This is a genomic window from Limnohabitans sp. G3-2, assembly GCF_002778275.1.
Taxonomy (GTDB): domain Bacteria; phylum Pseudomonadota; class Gammaproteobacteria; order Burkholderiales; family Burkholderiaceae_C; genus Limnohabitans_A.
The window spans coordinates 151160-170840 of sequence record NZ_NESG01000008.1; the positions used below are offsets into that span (position 1 = coordinate 151160).

1 protein-coding gene is annotated in these 19681 nt (G+C 64.1%); it reads right to left on the reverse strand.

What is annotated here, in order from left to right:
• Window positions 1–13 precede the first annotated feature (13 nt).
• Complete coding sequence (locus B9Z31_RS14070) at window positions 14–19615, reverse strand: Ig-like domain-containing protein (RefSeq protein ID WP_143473853.1); 19602 nt, start codon at window positions 19613–19615, stop codon at window positions 14–16.
• Between the last annotated feature and the right edge of the window lie 66 nt (window positions 19616–19681).

Below are 19681 nucleotides of genomic sequence, written 5' to 3' on the forward strand. Positions count from 1 at the left end.
CGGCTGTAATGCGTCAGGTCGCCGAGACCGTCAGCGCCGTGTCGATCAACAACTGCGCAGCCAGGCTGTTGTGGTTGTAGCCCACGTAGGTTTTGCCGTCATAAACAAACTGCGCACTCGGGCCGCTCCAATTGGCCAAGTCGGTCAACACCACTTTGTCGCCGGCATTGCCATCCACCATCACCTGATTTCGAGACACCGAGGCACCGATCGTGCCGCCTGTGGTGTTGCCTGCGTTCCAGACATTGGCACTGGTGAAGTTCTCCAGCAAATCGCGGGCGGTCAGCTGCAGGGTGTTGTTGCCCGATCCGGTCAGGTCGACTTTTTCCATCCCTTGCATGGCGACACCCTTGATGTTGGCGAGGTCGAGTGTGAGGCCCGTGCCGACCAACTTCAAGGTGTCCATGCCGCCGCCACCGTCGATGCGCATCACGCTTTGGCCGGAGCCGGCCAAAGCCAGCTGCGCAAGGTTATCGGCATTGACCTGCATGACATCGTGGCCCGCGCCGCCGTACAGCACGTCTGCGCCGCCGCCGCCGATCAGGGTGTCGTTGCCCAAGCCGCCGACCAATTGGTTGGCCCCGATGGTGCCGGTCAGGGTGTCTGCAGCAGCGGTGCCAATGGCGTCGCCGTTGGAGACCTGGAACACGGTGGACTGCGTGTTGCTCACGCCGCCATAGACCACATACACTTTTCCAACGTCGCTCAGATTGGTATCACCCAAGTAGTTACCGATGATCACATCATCAAAGCCGTCGCCATTGATGTCACCACCACCCGCCACAGCACTGCCCATGCGCTCATTCACCAAGGGGTTGACGATGCGGAAGCCCTCTGTGCCATTGAGGCTCGTGACCTGCACTGTGCCGGTGCCGGTTTTGCCAAACACGATGTAAGCGGCACCTGCTGAAGCGCTGGTTGCACCGTTGTTGATGAAGGACGCATTGGGGTGCGTGACGATGATGTCCCCCAATCCGTCGCCATTGAAATCACCCGCGCTGCTGATGGCATAGGCACCGTAGTGGGTGGTATCCAAGCCCACATCGATGGCGAAGCCGCCCACACCCGCCTCAATCGACGAGACGTTGACCGGGTCGTTGTTGGTCTTGCCAAACACCACCCAGGCGGCGCCTTTGTTGGTGGTGCTGCCCACCTGGCCCTGGTTGGACTGGAGCAACACGTCGTCCAAACCGTCGCCATTGACGTCGGCCACTGCAGCCACGTCCATGCCGGCATAGCCTTCACCGATCACCCGGAAGCCGCGGTTATTGCCCGAAGCGCTCAGGGCACTGATGTCGATGGACGTGTTGGTCGAGTTGCCGTACACCACATACACACTGCCCGCTGAGGTCGCAGTGCTGTTGGTGTTCCAAGCGCCCAACACCAAATCGCTGTAGCCGTCGCCGTTGATGTCGCCACTGCTGACACTGGCCAGCCTCGGTGTGGTCGAGCCGTCGATGGTGGTGTCGGCGGTGACCATGAAGCCCACGCTGTTGCTGGTGCCGATGGCTGGCAAGGTGCTCACCTCAACAGACGCCCCGGATGCTTTGCCATAGACCAGATAAACACGGCCGTCGTTGGACCCGAAGGTGGGATTGGACACCAGCACATCGGCATAGCCATCACCGTTCACGTCACCCGCATTGTTCACGCTCCAACCCGCCGGTGTGGTGCCGGTGGTGTTGATCTTGAAGCCCAGCGTGCTGGCGGTGTTGGTCAGGTTGGCAGCGGCTGTCAGAGCGGTCAAGTTGACCGCTGTGGTGTTGGCTTTGCCAAAGACCACATAGGTGGAACTGCCAGTGCCACTGCTGGCGTATTCCATTGGGTACTTGCCGCCACCCACGACGTAGTTGGCCCGGTTGCTCACCACCAGATCGGCCAGGCCGTCGCCGTTGATATCGCCCCCCCCCGACACGACGGTGCCCACCATTTCATCGCCACCCGGTCCGTTGATGACAAAGCCCCGCGTGTTGCCGACCACCGACAGCTCAGACAGCTGCAACGTGTTGGGTGACTGGCTGCCGCCAAACACCACATAGCTTCGGCCTACATAGTTGAGCGCCCCAGGCGCCCCCACAATGAAGTCGTCAAACCCGTCGCCGTTCACATCGCCCGCATTCGATACAGCATAACCCGCGTTGTGATTGGCGGCCTCTCCGACCATCGTGAAGCCACGCGTGGCGTCTGTGGCCCCCTCTGTGGCCTGCATGTCAAAGGCATATTTCACGCCCGTGACCGTGCTGGCAGCACTGACTGCCGTGCCATTCAAGCCATCGGCCTTGAATTGCTGCACCGACACGTTGAACGTGCCATAACCCTGGGCTTCCACCACGGCGTAAGGGATGGTCACGGTGAACGGCGACTGAAAAGCGTTCTCCACAATTTGCGTGAACTTGTAGGTGTACTCTTGGTTGCCCCACGTGAATTTCAACCAATCGCCTATGAACGCTGTGGTGACCACATTGACCTTGACCTGCACACCATCGAGCGCCGCTGAGCGATAAATCACGTCGCCAGAAGCATCAACCACGGCGGCCATAGAACTTGTCGTTGCGCTTCTCGAGATGGCAATGACCGGTGTCGCGAGCACGGTTGTGCTGGGGGTGGTCAAAAAGTCTACCGTGGCACTGCTGAATCCTGCGAGCGTCAACGGCGACCCCGCAGCATTGAAGAGCTGGGCGGTCACACCCAAGCTCTCCTTCGTTTCCAACGGCGTTGCAGCCAACAGCGCCGTAGTGGGCACACCGACGCGAGCAAAACCTGCGTTCAGGTCTGTGGCCGTGAGGGTGTACAGAACCGCGGGCTGGTTTTCCCAATTCACGCGCACCTGGTCACCCACGGCCGCACCGGTACTGGCCAGCGAGACCAACACCGGGGTACCGGCCACACTGGTGGTGTTGTTCAGGCTGCCCGCGTCTTGCGCTTCTGCCTGAGACAAGAAGCCAAAGCTCGAGAGCAAATCGGCCTCGGGCATGGTGATGGTGGCTGCTTGCAAGAGCACAGGCACCACCTGCACACCCTGCTTGACCAGCACCTGGCTGCGCGTGGCGGCGCTGGTGTAGACATCGTACGCACCGGCTGTGGTGGCGCTGCCTGCATAAGTCAAGCTGCCGCTTGCTTTGACAAAGCCTGCGCCCAAGCGCAGGGTGTCGGCGGCGCTGCCGTCCACCACCACTTGGTAGTAGTTGGTCGAGCCATCAAAGCCCGTCACCGTGCCTGTGACCGTCCAGCCGTTGGTGGTGTTGAAGCGGTTGTAATCACCCACCGTGGCGTTCACATCGAGTGCGTGTTCGATTTGCAAGGTGCCACCGGTGGCATTCAAGTCGAAACGCTCCAGATTTTCCAAGCGGGTACGGGCGCTTTGCAGGCTCAGCACCAAGGGCTCGGCAAAACGCAGCGTGTCCATGCCACTGCCGCCATCGACACGGGCGATGCTTTGCGCATCCACCCCGCTGCGCAAGGCCAAAGTGCGAACGTTGTCGGCGTTCAGCACAAACACATCGTTGCCCGCACCGCCCGACAACATGTCGGCGCCGCCTGAACCCACCAGGGTGTCGTGGCCTTGTCCGCCCACGATTTGGTTGTTGCCGCTGTTGCCGGTCAGCGTTTCATCGGCACCGGTGCCGATCAGGTCTCCCCGGCTGGCCTGGAAGACCATGGGGTTCAAGATGCTGGGGCCACCGTAGATGATGTAGTCCACACCGCCGGCCGTGGTGCCTGAGGCCTGGCCCACTCCGTTGTTGCTGGTGCTGATGGCGTTGGGCGAAGACACGATCAGATCGGCAAAGCCGTCGCCGTTCACATCACCACCGCCCGAAACGGCGGTCAGGGCCTTATCGCCATTCAACACACCGTCGATGCGGAAACCCTCCGACACTTTCAAGTCGCTGATGAACACGGTGTTGGAGCTGGTCTTACCATAGATCAAGTAGCCGCCGCCGGTGGTCGCGCCGTTGAGTGTCATGGCCGTTTGACCAAACACAATGTCGTCCAGGCCGTCGCCGTTGAAATCCCCAACCACTCGGGCTTGCGTGAATTGGTCAGCCGTCCCCGTGGTCACCCCCTGCACCATGAAGCCGTTGCTGCTGGTGCCGCTGCTCAGTTCGGTCACGTTGTAGTTGGCCGACGTGCTCTTGCCAAAGTTCACATACACCACCGAGCCCCATGTCGACATCACCATGTCGGCCTTGCCGTCGCCGTTGATGTCGCCTGTGCCAATCATTTGACCCTGGAAGCCCCCGAGACCCGAGATCGTGTAGCTCTGGCCCGCCGCTATGGACAAGCCCGAAGCGCTGCCGAAGTACACATAGGCGTAGGTGGTGGCGCCGTCTTGGGCGTAGGTGCCACGCAACACCAAGTCGGTGTAGCCGTCGCCGTTCACATCCGCGCCTGTGGCGTAGTCTTGGTAACCGATGGTGGTACCGCTGTTGTTGTTGAGGCGGAAATTGCTGCCGACGCCGTTTTGGATGGTCAAACTGGTGGCATCCGCTGCGCCATATTGCGCTTGGAATTCTCGCCACTGCGAATACATGGACACAACAAAGGCACTGCCCCAATCCTGCACGCCATCGCCGTTGAGGTCGCCGAGGTTGTTCAGGCCAACGGATGAATTGACCTTCAAGCCGTTGCTGTTGGCCGTCGTGGTCAGGCTGCTGACCTGCACTGTGGCCGTGCTGTTGGCGCGGCCATAAACGATGTAACTGCCTGACTCCACGCCTGCAATGCTGATGTCGTCGAGGCCATCGCCGTTGAAGTCACCGTGGTCGATGTTCAAGCTGATCGAATATGAGGATGTCAGGCCTGCGATCATGAAGCCTTGGGTGGAGTTGCCCAAAGCAATGGCTGAGAGGTCGACGTTTTGCGGAGCAGAACTGCCAAACACCACAAAAGCTGCGCCGTTGGCACTGTAGGTGGTCTGGCCTGCGCCAATCACCATGTCGTCGTAACCGTCACCGTTCACATCGCCCACCATCACCGTACCCGGTGGGTAGGCATTGCTCTTGGCGCCGATGTTGTCGCTGGGGCGGCCGTTGATGCGGTAGCCAAAGTTATCCCCCGCCACACCACCGGTATTGGCCAGCGGCAAATCAAAGAAGTAAGTGGCGTTCAAGGTGGCCGAGCTGGCCTCCAAGCTGGTGCCCGTCACCAACAACTTGGCGCTGACGGTGACGTTGCCAAAGCTTTGCGCACTGATCACGCTGTACGGCACCGTCACGTCCACATAGTGATTGGTGATGTTCGTAGCACTCAGCGTGACTTGTGTGGTGGTGTCTGGGCCCCAATTCAGCTGAATCACGTCACCCGCCACAGCTGGCACGGCACCCGTGCTGTAAGGCAATTGCACGCGCACCACGGTGCCTGCGGTGTTGGTGGGGGTGCTGGCCTCGCTGTACCAAAGGCGGTTGTCCACCGTTCCTGAGGCGGTGCTGAATGTCGTGCTGTTGCGGTCGTACAGGGCTTCCTGCACACCAGTCAGGCTGCTGAGGTTGCCAGCGCCTGAGGCTGTCCACAAACTGGCGTTGATGGTCGGTGCCGTCGGAACAATGGTGATTTCAGAAGTGCTGACGTCGCTGCGCGAGAGGGTTGGGTTCAGCAGCGAGGTGGTCACGTCCACGTTGTAGGCCCCGGCGCGGGTGAACACGCCAACAGGAATGCCGTTGCCGCCACCCAGCGTCCAAATGCCCGTGGTTTTGTCGTAACTGAGTTCGTTGTTGAGGTTCAAGCCTGTGCCGCCGGTGCCTGTGGTCACATTAGCGGCGCCTACCGTGAGGGTGTAAGTGGCCAAGGCAGTGCCCGCAGCGTCCTTGAGCACCACGGTCAACTGGTCGTTCTGTTGGAGATTGAGGACCGTGTTGTTGTTGTCCAATTTCTTGGCCAGGCCGGTGATGTTGGGGATCAGCGTGGTGATGTTTTGCTGGTTGACCACCGTGGGCACATCCGGCAATGCGATGTTGACGACCAGGCCGTTGTTGTTGTCGCTGCTGGTGTTGGCGGCGGCATCGGTCACGCTGGCGGTGATGGCGTAGGTGTTGCCGTGGTTGAGCAGTTTGGCGTCCGCGTCGCTCAGGGTGTACGACCAGGTGCCGCCCGCTTGTACGGTGGTGGTGTAGCTCAGGCCATTGAGCGTGAGGGTGACCGTGCTGCCCACATCGGCATCGCTGGTGCCGCTGATGACGGGTCTTGTCGTCACGTTGGCCGTGTAGGTATAGCCGCCGGTATAGCCTCGCTCAGCACGGTCAAAGGTGCCGTTGAGGTTGGTCGTGCCCGTGGCTGCCACGGCATCGCCCGCCACGCTGGTGATGGTGATGGCCGCAGCGGTGTCGATGGTCACCGGCACGGCCACTGGGCCAGCCACGCTACCCGTAGCGCTGGTGCTGGTGATGCTGAGGTTTTGCAAGCCAGCGGCCAGCACCGTCGTTGGCGTGATGGCCCAAGAGCCATCGGCCAACACCACGGTCGTGCCCAAAATGGTGGTGCCGTTGGCCGCATACAGCTTGATGGTGCTGCCCGGTGTGCCCTGCCCACTGATGGTGGGCGTGGTGTCGTTGGTGCGGTTGTCCCCAGCAATGCCACTGTCGCTGTCGGCCCGCAGGCCAGCGGTCAAGACGGGAATGGACGTGTCGATGGTCAGCTCGTTGCTCGTGGCGTCGCTGCGGGTATTGCCAGCCGCATCGGTGACGGTGGCGGTGACGGCGTAGCTGCCCGAGGTGAAGCTGCCGAGGGTGCCACTGGTCGGTGTGGCGGCCCCGGTATCGAGGCTCCAGGTGCCGTTGCTGGCCACAGTGACGATGTAACTGGCACCGTTGACGGTGACCGTGAGCGTTTCACCGGCGGCCAAGGTGGCGGTGCCGGTGAGCACCGGTGTGGTGTCGCCCGTGGTCAAGGGCGTGACCACGGGCACTGCGGGAGCCGTGGTGTCGACGGTCACCGGCACGGTGGCCGGTGCGCTGGTGTTGCCCGCGGCGTCGGTGGCGATGGCCTTGAGGTTGTTCAGCCCTTCATTGAGGTCAGCGTTGGGTGTGATGCTCCAGTTGCCACTGCCGTCGGCGGTGGTGGTGCCCAGCAGGGTCAGGCCGTCGGCCGCATAGAGCTTGACGGTGCTGTTGGCCTCTGCGGTGCCGGTGATGACGGGGCGCACCAGTCGGGTGACGTTGTCGGTGCTGCTGCTGCCCGTGTCACTGGCGGAAGCGACATCGCCCACCGGGGCGGCGGGCGCCGTTTTGTCGACCACCAAAGCTTCTGCGTCAGAGCCTGTCAGTCCGTAGGCATTGGTCACGCTGGCGCTGATGGTTTGCGAGCCGTTGGCCAGTGCAGCCACCGCTGTGCCCGGCACACTGACGGAGAAGGTGCCGCCGGCTTGCACCAGGGCGGAGTAGTTGACACCGTTGACTGTCACGGTCACGGTAGCGCCGACGGGGGCGTCGGTGGTGCCGGTGATGGGCAGGGCCTGCGTGCTTTCTGCCAAGTTGAGCTGGCCATCGGCACTGACAGTGTTCAGCGTGATGGTGGGTGCGATCGCGGCAATGTGCAACTCTGTACCTGTGATGTCGGTTTGGGTCACGCCGCCCGTGATGGTGCTGCCGCTCAAGGTGCCCCCTCCGGTATTGACCCTCACGATGACATCATGGTCACCCAAGGTTATGGCGGTGCCCACAAGCAATGACCAGTTTCCGCCGCTGTAAGTCAATCCCGATGGGGAGGAGCTCTGACCCAACACCAAGCTGTAGGTCTGCCCTGCGACCGTCACTTGCAAAATATCACCGCTCCCCAGGTCGGCATACACAGGATTGCTCTGGGCATCTACACCCGTTTGCTTTCTGGCTTTGCCCGTCACGGTCGGTGTTTGGCTGCCTGTAAAAAGCTCGACGACGGTCGGTATGTCGGGGGTCGCGATGTTGGCCACCAAGCCGTTATCGGTATCGCTGCCGGTGTTGCCCGCCGCGTCGCTGACCATGGCCGTGATGGCATAGGTGTTGCCGTGTTTGAGGGCAATGGCTTGGGCGTCGGTGAGCTCTTTCGTCCAAGTGCCACCCGCTTGCACGGTGGTGGTGTAGGTCTCGCCATTGAGCGTGAAGGTCACGGTGCGGCCCGCTTCGGCGTTGGTGGTGCCATTGATGACGGGCTTGGTGGTCACGGTGGCGCTGTTGAGGGCGCCACGTTCTGTGGTGTCAAAAGTGCCCAAAGCGTTGACCGCAACCGTGCTGTCACCCGCCACGCTGGTGACGCTGATGGTGGGCGCCGTGGCGTCCACGGTGAGGGCCCGCGTGCCTTGGCTGGCAGCCACCCCCTGGGCGGTGCTGACATCGGCGGTCAGGCTGTAGTTGCCGTCTGCCGGGATGTCGGCCGAAGGGATGTCCAGGGTGTAGGCACCACCCGCTTGTACGGTGGCGGTGTAGGTGCGCACGACCGCAGCGCCATTCATCAACTTGACCGTGACGGTTTGGCCAGGCTCCACAAAATTGGTGGTGCCGCTGACGGCCACAGCACCTGCTTTTTCGGCGGCGTTGATGGTGTCGTTACCGGCCACAACGCCAATGGTCACGGTGGGGGTGTTGGCCGCCAAGGTAAAGCCGTCGGTGTCGGCGGGGCTGGTGTTGCCTGCGGCGTCGCTCAGGGTGGTGCTGGTGGTCCAGGCACCATCAAGGTAGCTGGCGGCAGGGTGCAGCGTGCCATAAGGCACGGTCTGGCTGATGCTGCCGGCCGTGATGTCGCTGGCTTGCAAGGTGGTGGCCAATGTGAGGGGGCTGCCATCTGGGGCTGTGACCAGGGTGGTGATGACATCCCCCACCACCGCCCCTGCGGGGAGGGTGATGCTCAGGGCCACGCCGTCGGCAGCTTCGGAGCCGTCCACACCGCCTGCGGCTTCGGCAATGGCCACAACAGGTGCATTGGTGGCGGCCTTGTCGATGGTGATGGACAAGGCTGGGCTTGTGCTGGTGTTGCCCGCAACGTCGGTCAGGGCGTAGGTGACGCTGTGCGTGCCTTCGGGCAGCGGGCTCAAAGGCGTGAGTTTGCCGGCGGCATAGAAAGCGGGCGTCAACACGCCATTGACAAACAGCGTGATGGTGCCGCCGGTGGGCGGCGGGGTGACATCGAAATCGGGCGTGTCGTCGCGGGTGATGTTGTCGGTGCTGCTGGTGCCGCTGTCGGTCGCGGCGCTCATGTCGGGCGCCGCTGGGGTGGCCTCCGCGACCGAGTCAATGGTGATGCTCAGCGGATCGCTGGCCGGGCTGGCGTTGCCCGCTTCGTCCACCACGGTGTAGGTGATGGTGTGGGCGCCTTCAGGCAAAGGCGCGTTGGGTGTGACCGTGCCCGTGATGGCGTTGTACGTGGCGAGTACCACCTGACCGTTGACATACAGCACCAGCGAGCCGCCTGTGGGCGGCGGCGTGACGGCAAAGTCGGGCGTGGTGTCGCGGGTGATGTTGTCGCTGTTGCTGGTGCCGGCGCTGTCGGTGGCATCCGTCATGTCGGGCGCAGCCGGTTTGTTGGGCGCGTTGGTGTCGATCTGGATGGCCAGGGGCGGGCTGGCGGTGCCGACTTGGTTGTTGGCATCCTTGAAGGCGTAGGTGATGGTGTGCACACCCTCACCCAAGGGGCTGTTGGGCGTGAGGGTGCCGTTGGCGTAGGTGGCGGGGACGGCCACGCCGTTGACATACAAGACCAGACTGCTGCCAGAAGGTGGCGGATCGACCGTGAAATCAGGCGTGCTGTCTCGGGTGATGTTGTCGCTGTTGCTGGCCCCGTGGTCGGTGCCGGGGGTCATGTCGGGCGCGGACGGTGCGGGGGGCAGGCTGGTGTCGATGCGCAACTCGCCGGTGCTCGCGTCGCTGCTGCTGTTGCCGGCCACATCTGTCACGGTGGCAGTGATGCTGTAAGTCTGGCCGTCAACCAGCGCGGCCAAGCTGCCACTGCTGGGCGTTGCACTGCCCAAGTCAATGCGCCAAGCGCCAAAAGCGTCCACCGTGGTGGTGTAGGTGGCGCCGTTGACGGTGACCGTGAGGGTTTCGCCCGCGGCCACTGTGGCGGCGCCACCAATGACGGGGGTCAAATCGGCCGTGGACAAGGCATTGACCACAGGTGCGACAGGCGCTGTCGCATCGATGGTGACGGGCACAGCAGTCAAGGGACTGGTGTTGCCTGCAGGGTCGGTGGCGGAGACAAAGAGGTCTTGTGCACCCTGGGCCAAGGCTTGGGTGGGGGTGATGGCCCAGTTGCCATTGGCATCGACCACAGCCGTGCCCAACACGCTGCTGCCATTGGGTGCATACAGCGTGATGGTGTCACCGGGGTTGGCACCACCACCGCTGATGGTGGGGGTGGTGTCGTTGGTGAGGTTGTCGTTGTTGTTGCTGCCACTGTCGCTGGCCGTGGCCACGTCGGCTGCAGGGGCTGCAGGCGCGGTGGCGTCGATGGTGACCGGTACGGTGCCAGGGGCGCTGGTGTTGCCCACCGGGTCGGTGGCCGTCACTTTGAGGTTGTTCAGTCCTGCGGCCAAGGCGCTGGACGGTGTGATGGCCCATTCCCCATTGGCCGCAACAAGCGCCGTGCCAAGCAAAGTGGTGCCGTCGGGGGCATAGAGCTTGATGGTGTCGCCAGGCGTGCCGGTGCCGATGATTTCCGGCGTGGTGTCGTTGGTGAGGTTGTCGGTGTTGCTGCTGCCGCTGTCGCTGGCAGCAGCCACATCACCAAGGGGCGTGGTGGGCGCCACGGCATCGACCATTTCGGTGTCCGACAGGTTGTTGGTGGTGTCTTTGGCCTTGACGATGGTGCCGTCAGCCAAAGGCGTGCCAGGGGTGGCGGACCAGGTGCCGTCAGAGGCCACCGTGACGACGAGCGGTGCGCCGTTGGCGTCGGTGATCGGCGTGCCGTCGGGCAAGGTCAAGGCGATTTGGTGGCCAGGCTGACCCGTGCCCGTCAACACGGTGCCGTTGCTGGGGTTGATGTTGGGGACGTTGTTGTCCACCGTGGTCGCACCAGGGTTGCTGACGTTGCCCGCCACATCGGTCTGGGTGGCTGACAAAGCCATGCCGTTGGCGATGGTGGCGCTGGGCGTGAGGCTCCATGTGCCGTCCGTGCCCACCACGGCGGTGCCGATGGTGGTGTTGTTGGCGTCGACCAGGGTGACCGTGGCACCCGCCTCACCGGTACCGGTGATGGCCCCCTTGCCGTTGGTGGGGGTGATGACCGGGTTGGCCACCACGGTGTCGATGAGCACCGGCAGCGAGGCCGGTGCGCTGACATTGCCCGCAGGGTCGGTGGCGGTGATCTCGAAGTTGACAGGGCCGTTGGGCAAAGCCACGGGGGTCTGGAGGCTCCAAGTGCCGTTGCTGGCCACCACGGCGGTGCCCAGGGTCTGGCCGTTGCTGTCTTTGACGGTGATGGTGTCACCCGCCACACCCGTGCCGCTGAGCAAGGGGATGTTGTCGTTGGTGATGTTGTCCAGGGTCAAACCGCTGTTGCTGGCGTAGTCCAAACGGCCCACGGGCGCTGCGGGGGCCGTGGTGTCGATGGTCAATGGCACGCGGGTGACGCCACTGGCGTTGCCTTGCGGGTCGGTGGCAGTGACCAAGGCGTCTGCCGTGCCGTCGGCCAGTGCCTGGGTGGGCGTGACGCTCCAAGTGCCGTTGGCAGCCACCACGGCCGTCAGCACCTCGCCGGTGCCAGGCATGGTGACGGTGATGGTGTCACCAGGCGTGGCGCTGGCACCGCTGATGGTGGGGGTGCTGTCGCGGGTGATGTTGTCGGTGTTGCTGCTGCCGGTGTCGCTCAGAGCGGCCACGTCGGCCGCGGGCGCGTTGGGCGCGGTGGTGTCGATGGTGACGGGCACAGTAGCGAATGGGCTCACGTTGCCCGCAGGGTCGGTGGCGTTGACCTTGAAGTTGTTCAGGCCATCGGGTTGGGCGGTGGTGGGCGTGATGGCCCATGTGCCGTTGGAGCCGACCACGGCGGTGCCGAGCAAAGTGGTGCCGTTGGGGGCGAACAGTTGGATGGTGTCGCCGGGCGTGCCTGTGCCCTGGAGGGTCGGCGTGCTGTTGTTCGTGATGCTGTCACCCACGACGCCGCTGTCGCTGGCCGCGGCCAGCGCCGCCACAGGGGCAGCCGAGGCGGTCGTGTCGATGGTGATGGGCAAGGCCGCTGGGGCGCTGGTGTTGCCCGCCGGGTCGGTGGCGGTGACGCTCAGGTTGTTCAGGCCATTGGGCAGTGCATTGGCAGGCGTGGCGCTCCAGTTGCCGTTGCTGTCGACCACGGCGGTGGCGATGACATTGCCATTGGCGTCTTTGAGGGTGATGGTGTCACCGGCCACGCCGGTGCCGCTCAAGGTGGGCGTGTTGTCGTGGGTGATGCTGTCGCCCTGGGTACCGGAATCGCTGCTCGGGTTGAGCACGGCCGTGGGTGCAGCGGGCGCTGTGGTGTCGATGGTGACCGGCACGGTGCCAGGCGCGCTGGTGTTGCCCGCAGGGTCGGTGGCGGTGACTTGCAGGTTGTTCAGGCCCGATGGCAAGGCGCTGGACGGTGTGACGGCCCAGTTGCCTGCGGCATCGACCACGGCAGTGCCGAGCAAGGTGGTGCCGTTGGGCGCGTACAGCTGGATGGTGTCGCCAGGCGTGCCTGTGCCCACGATGGTGGGCGTGGTGTCGTTGGTGAGGTTGTCGGTGTTGCTCGCGCCGCTGTCGCTGGCGGCGGCCACGTCACCGGCAGGTGCAGAGGGCGCCGTGGTGTCGAACAACAGTTCGTGGGTGGTGCTGTCGTTGGTGGCGTTGTTGGCGTTGTCGGTGATGGTGGCCGTGACGGGGTAGCGCGTGCCATTCACGAAAGCCCCCAGGCTGCCGCTTGCGGGCGTGGCCGTGCCGGTGTCCAGACTCCAAGTGCCATTAATGCCCACACTGACCGCATAGGTGGCACCGTTGACCGTGACTTTCAGGGTTTCGCCAGCTTCCAGCAAGGCCGTGCCAGTGAGCACGGGGGTGCTGTCGTTGGTGGCCAGCGCGTTCACCGTGGGGATGGACGGCGCGGTGTTGTCGAACAGCACTTCGTGGGTGGTGCTGTCGCTGGTGGCGTTGCCGGCGGTATCGGTGGCCGTGGCGGTAACGGGGTAGCGGGTGCCACTGACGAAGGCACCCAGCGTGCCGCTGGCGGGTGTGGCAGTGCCGGTGTCCAGGCTCCAGTTGCCGCCCACGCCGACGGTGACGTTGTAGGTCGCTCCGTTGACGGTCACTTGCAAGGTTTCACCTGCGGCGAGCACAGCGGTGCCCGTCAGCACCGGGGTGCTGTCGTTGGTGGTGAGCGGGTTGACGGTGGGCGCTGCGGGGGCCGTGGTGTCGATGACCACAGGCACGGTGGTGGCGGGGCTCACATTGCCCGCCGGGTCGGTGGCCGTCACGCTGACGTTGTGTGCGCCATCGGGCAGTGCGTTGTTGGGCGTGACGCTCCAGGTGCCGTTGGCGGCGACCACTGCGGTTTTGACTTCGCCACCGGGGAATGTGACGGTGATGGTGTCACCCGCCGTGCCGGTGCCACTGATGGTGGGCGTGTTGTCCGAGGTGTTGTTGTCGGTGTTGCTGGCGCCGGTGTCACTGGTAGCGGCCACGTCGGCCACAGGCGCGGCAGGCGGCGTGGTGTCGATGACCAAGGCCACGGTGCTGGACGGGCTGACGTTGCCTGCCGGGTCGGTGGCGGTGACGGTGACGCTGTGCGGGCCATCGGCCAAGGGTGTGGTGGGTGTGACGCTCCAAGTGCCGTCCAAAGCCACCACGGTGGTTTTGACTTCGCCGCCGGGGAAGGTGACGGTGATGGTGTCACCGGCCACGCCCGTGCCGCTGATGGTGGGGGTGGTGTCGTGGGTGAGGTTGTCGGTATTGCTGCTGCCGCTGTCGCTGGCGGCGGCCACGTCGGCCACGGGCGCTGCGGGGGCGGCGGTGTCCACCGTGATGGCCAGGGGTGCGCCCGGACCTTCGTTGCCTGCGGTGTCGGTGGCTTTGGCCACCAGGTTGTTCACGCCATCGGGCAAGGTGCTGGCCGTGGCGGCCCAGTTGCCGTTGCCGTCGACCACGGCGGTGGCGACCACTTGGCCTTGGGCGTTGTAGACCTGGATCGTGTCACCGGGTACACCGGTGCCACGGATGTTTGGCGTGTTGTCTTTGGTGATGTTGTCGGTGTTGCTGGCACCGGTGTCGCTGGCGTCGGCCAGGTCGATCGTCGGAGCCACGGGCGCAGCGGTGTCAATGACCACGGGCAATTGGCTGGCGGGGCTGACGTTGCCTGCAGGGTCGGTGGCGGTGACCAGCACGGTTTGTGCGCCGTCGGGCAAGGCAGCGGCAGGCGTGACGCTCCAGGTGCCGTCGGCGGCCACCACGGCGGTTTTGACTTCACCAGTCGGGAAGCTCACGGTGATGGTGTCGCCCGCCGTGCCGGTGCCCCGAATTTCAGGTGTGTTGTCGGAGGTATTGTTGTCGGTGTTGTTCGCACCGGTGTCGCTGAGAGCGGCCACGTCGGCGGCAGGGGCTGCAGGGGCCGTGGTGTCGAGCACAAAGCTGCCCGCACGGGCGGGACCGGTGTTGCCGGCCAGGTCGGTCACGGTGGTGTGGGTGGACCAGGTGCCATCGACCGTCAGGTTGGCGGTCGGGATGACCTGGGTCACGGTGCCTGCGGCCAGGTCAGCAGCGGTCAACACGCTGCTGAGCGTGAGCGTGCTGCCGTTGGGCAGGGTCACGGTGGTGGTGACCACATCCCCCACGGCCGCGTTGCCGGGCAGGCTGATGTCGAGCGGTGTGCCGCCCAGGCTGGCCGCTTCTGCTGCATTCACGCCATAAGGCGCTTCGGGCAGGCTGACGCCAGGCTCACCCGGGGCTTGGGTGTCGAGCAAGAATGCGCCTGTGCGAGGCGCGCTGGTGTTGCCTGCGGGATCGGTGATCGTGGTCGAGGTGGTCCAGCCTCCGTCGACATTCAGTTGGGCTGTGTGGATGAGCTGGGTGATGTTGCCGGCCGTGATGTCGGCAGCATCGAGCACGCGGGTGAGCACCAGGGTGCTGCCATCGGCTTTGGTGACCACGCTGGTGACGGTGTCACCGGCTGCGGCGTTTTGCGGCAAGGTGACGAGCAAGGGCGTTCCACCAGTGCTGGCCGCTTCGGCGGCGTTGACGCCGCTGGACGATTCAGGCAAGGCCACGGCAGGCGTGCTGGGGGCGGTGGTGTCGATCAGCAGCGGCTCGGTGTCCGTGCCAGTCAGGCCAAAAATGTTGGTGACGCTGACCTGTGGCGTGAAGCTGCCGTCGGCGATGGCCGCGATGTGGGCACCCGAGACCGGGATGCTGAAGGTGTTGGGGCCGCCGCTCACGCCAGGCATGACGGCGGCGGTGTAGGTCTGCCCGCCCAGGCCCGTCAAGGTGACGGTTTGCCCCACTTCGGCGTCGGTCGTGCCGGTCAGGGTCAAGCTCTGGTTTTTCTCGAAGCCGTTGATGACACTTTGGTTATTCGCGTTGGCATTGGGCGATATGGGGCTGAGCGTGATGACAGGCGGCGTGGTGTTGAGCACCAGCTCGCCGGCGCTGATGTCGCTGCGGGCAGGAATGCCCGCAGCGGTGACGCTGACGGCGACGTTGTAGGTGTTGTCGTCGGCCAGGCCGAAGCTTCCTGCGGTGGCCGTGTCCAGGCTCCAGGCCTTGGTACTGGGGTTGTAATGCACGCCCGGCAGACTGGTGCCACTGGCCAGAGCGCTGTTGACGGTGGCGGTGACCGTGACGCCATTGAGCGTGAAACTCAGGCTGTCGCCATTGGCCAGTGCAATGGGGCTGCCGTTGGCCAACTTTTGTGCGCCGCCGGTGATGACGGGCGTGAGGCTGCTGGCGTATTGTTGGTCGATGGTGGGCACATCGGGCGGGGCGATGTCGACCACCAAGCCGTTGTTCGTGTCGGGCACAGCAGGGTTGCCGGCGAGGTCGCTCACGCTGACGCGGATGCCGTAGGTGTTGCCGTGCACCAAGGCTTTGGCGTCTACCTGGCCCAAGGTGACGGACCAGGTGCCACCGGTCTGCACGGTGGTGGTGTAGACCACATGGTTGAGCAGCACGGTGACGGTTTGGCCCACCTGTGCATCGGTGGTGCCGCTGATGACGGGTGGCGTGGCCACCGTGTCGCTCAGGGTGTAGGTGCTGGCATCAAAGCCGCGTTCGCCGCCGTTGAAGGTGCCGTTGCCAGAACTGCCCACCGCGTCGGCGGCGACATGGGTGACGGTGACCACGGGCGCCACGGTGTCGAACACAACGCTTTGGTTTTGCTGTGCAGCAGGTGTGCCGGCGCTGTTGCTGACATCGGCCTTGACGCTGTAGGTGCCGTCTGCAGGCAGTTGCGCCCGAGGCATGTTGAGGGCAAAAGTGCCGTCGGGGCGGACGTTGGTGTAGTAGGTCCCCAGCACCGTGTTGCCGTCCATGAGCGTGACAGTGACGGCTTGGCCAGGTTCAGCGCTGGTGCTGCCAGAGACCGGCAGGTCCCCTGTTTTCTCGGTGGCGTTGACCCTGTTGTCGCCGGTCACTGGGGCCAGCGTCAGGCTGGGCGCGTTGGCGGCCAAACGGAAACCGTCGGCTTGAGGCGGGCTGGTGTTGCCCGCCATGTCGGTGAGGGTGGTGCTGGTGGTCCAGTTGCCGTCGCGGTATTGACCAGGCACAGGGCCGCCAAGCTCGGCGTTGGTGACGGTTTGCACGATGGTACCGACGGTGACCATGGCCTCGGTCAGCACGGTGGTGCGGGTCAGGGTACCGCCGCCGTTGGGCAGCGTGATGACGGTGGTGACGATGTCCCCCACCATGGCGTCTTGCGGCAGGCTCACGCGCAGAGCCACACCGTCGAGGGCTTCGGCGGTGCTGACGCCCTGGGGTGCGTCGGGAATGAGCACGCCGGGGGTGGAAGGTTCGTTGTCGATGTTGAGGTTGAACACGCCCGAGGTCTGAACCACTTGGCTGCCCTGCTGGACTTTGGCTTCATATGCGTAGGGGCCATCCCTCAGGGGAGTGGTGCTGCCATCCTGGAAGGTCCAGCTGTTGCCATTGACCGTGGCGTTGCCCACAAAGACGCCATCGCGGTAGATGGCCAAGGTTTGACCTGCCGCCAGCGGGGTGCCGAGCGTGCCGTTGAGCTGAGGGGTGCTGTCGTTGGTGTACGCGCCGTCGCCCAGCAAGCCGGTTCGGGGGCCAAGGTTGTCGATGGCGCCGGTGATGAGCAGTGCGCCGGTGTCGACTTCGCCTGCACCGGGGCCGCTGGTGTTGCCTGCAGGGTCTTGGGCGGTCGCGGTGATGGCCGCGCCATCGGCCAGCGGTGTGGTGGGCACCAGTGTCCAGTTGCCGCCGGGGCCGACGGGCCCCGCGACGCCAATGACGTTGCCTTGTGCATCACGCACGGTGACCCGCGTGCCGGGTTCGGCGGTGCCGGTGATGATTTGGCCGTTGGAGGGGGCCATTTGCGGCGCGGCGGGAACCGAAGTGTCCAAGACGAATTCGCGCAAGCTGGGCGCACTGGTGCCTTGGGCATTGGTGCGGGTGCTGGAGACCTGGTACAGGCCGTCGACCGGCAATTGCGCGGGGCCCATGAGTTGGGTGATGGTGCCGGCGGCCACGTCGTTGGCATCGAGCACGCGGCTCAATGTTTGGCTGCTGCCGTCTGGCAAAGCGATGCGGCTGGTGATGACATCACCCACCGCGGCGTTGGCAGGCAGGCTGACGGTGATGGGCACACCGCCGCCATCGGCCTTTTCTGTGGCGTTGATGTAACCGTCGATGGCTTCAGGGACATTGATGACCAAGACGTTGAGGTCAACCGTGCCCACACCGGGGCCTGAAGCGTTGAGTTCAGCGTCTACTGCCGTGGCCTTGAGGCCTACGGCGTTGGCCAGTGGCGTGGCGGGTGTGAGGGACCAATGGCCCAGGGCATCGGTCTCGGCGGTGCCGATGACGCTGCCTTGCGCGTTGCGCACGGTCACAGTGGTGCCGGGATCGGCACTGCCGGTGATGACTTTGCCGTTGCCGGTGTCAATTTGCGGGGCGTTGGGTGCGGCGTTGGCGACCGGGGCGCTGAGGGCGTCGACGCCCTGGACCTTGACGGGGTTGTCGAGCGATGGCTGTGCACGGGTGGATGTGAGGCTGAAGTTGCCCGAACCGTCCACCACCGTGGTTTGTGTGCTGCCATCGGGCATGGTGATGGTCAGGGTTGCGCCGGGCAAGGCGGTGCCGCTGATGAGCAAGCGACCTTGGGGGTCGATGTCTTGCGCGGTGACCCTGATGTCGCCCAGCAGTTGACGGTTCAGGGCGGTGTTGTTGTCGTTGTCGCCGGCACCCGAGCGGAAGGTGGTCTCGCTCGTCATCAGGTTACTCAGGGCTTTGGCGCGGCCTTGGTCGACCAGGGTGGCGCCTGCTGTGCTGAGTGTGCTGCCACTCAGGTTGGCGGCCAGCATGTCCAGCGATGTGGCCATGTTGCCGGCGTTCAGGCTGTCCAGACCGGACAGCTTGGTCAGCGCGATGCCGTATTTTTCAGCGTTGCTCAGGCCATTTCGGGCGTCGAAGGTGGCGCTGTTGGTGGTGGTCACGTTGCCCGTGAGGTCGACACCGCCGAGGCCGAAGGCGCTGGCGACGTTGCTGTTGGCTTGCAAGGCGGCAGTGGCCGCCACCGCCACATCGCCCACCACACCCGCTTGGCGCACAGCCAGTTCGGTCAAAGGAGTGATGTGGATGATGAGGTGCGCATCCAGACCAGCGACGGTGAAAAGGGCTTGGCCTTCTTGCGCCACACCCAGTGCGCGCAAGGTGGTGTCCAGACTTTTGTCTGCCGCAGTGGCTTCGTCGAGGTAGTTGCTGCCTGCGGCGTTGCTGTCCATGACCTTGAGCAACACGGTGCCGCGGTAGTTGCCTTTGACGGGTGAAGTGATGGTGTAACGGCCATCGGCACCGATGACGGTGCTGCCCAGCAGCTGACCGCTGGTGTCGTAGGCGTAAAGCGTCACGCCACTGTGAACGGGGCCTGCAGCAATGCTGCCGGTGATGATGAGGTCTCCGATTTCGTCGACGGCCACGCGTTGGGCCATGACCGCCAAACGGTCTGGCGCACCATCGCTTTGACCACCGTCACGGCTGGACCAGCGCTTGAGCAAGTCCTGAATTTCCTGGCGCGCGCCTGCATCGCCGTTGTACCGATCGGTCAGGGCATTTTGACCATCGCGCACTTGGGTTGTCGACCATTGCGCTTGGAGCTGGTCGTGAGAGAGGGGCGTGTTGACCACCTCGTCGTCGAGCTTCCAGACCAGGTCTTCGCTGGGGGACATTTTTTGCTGGGGTTCACGTCCGGTGACGACCCAAGGGCTGCCCGGCACGCCCGTGTCAAGCAGGTATTGCGGGGCCTGGGCTGCATCGATGCCAGCGGCATAAAAGTCAGACAAGGTCAAGACTTTTTGCCCTTGAACTTCCACCACCAAATCACTGCCGCGACGCCACAGCACCATTTTTTCAGGCTGAGCGCCGGCCTCATCCTTGACTCGGTAAATCGTTCGCGACTTGGCCATCACAGCACCTTGCGGTAAGGCTGTTTCTGTGATGCTGGAGCCTTGGATTTGGATGAGTTTGTAATTGGCCATTTTGAGTCGTCTGATGCTGAGCGGGTGGCACTGGGCCACCCCGAAATTCGATGCCGGAAAAGGGTC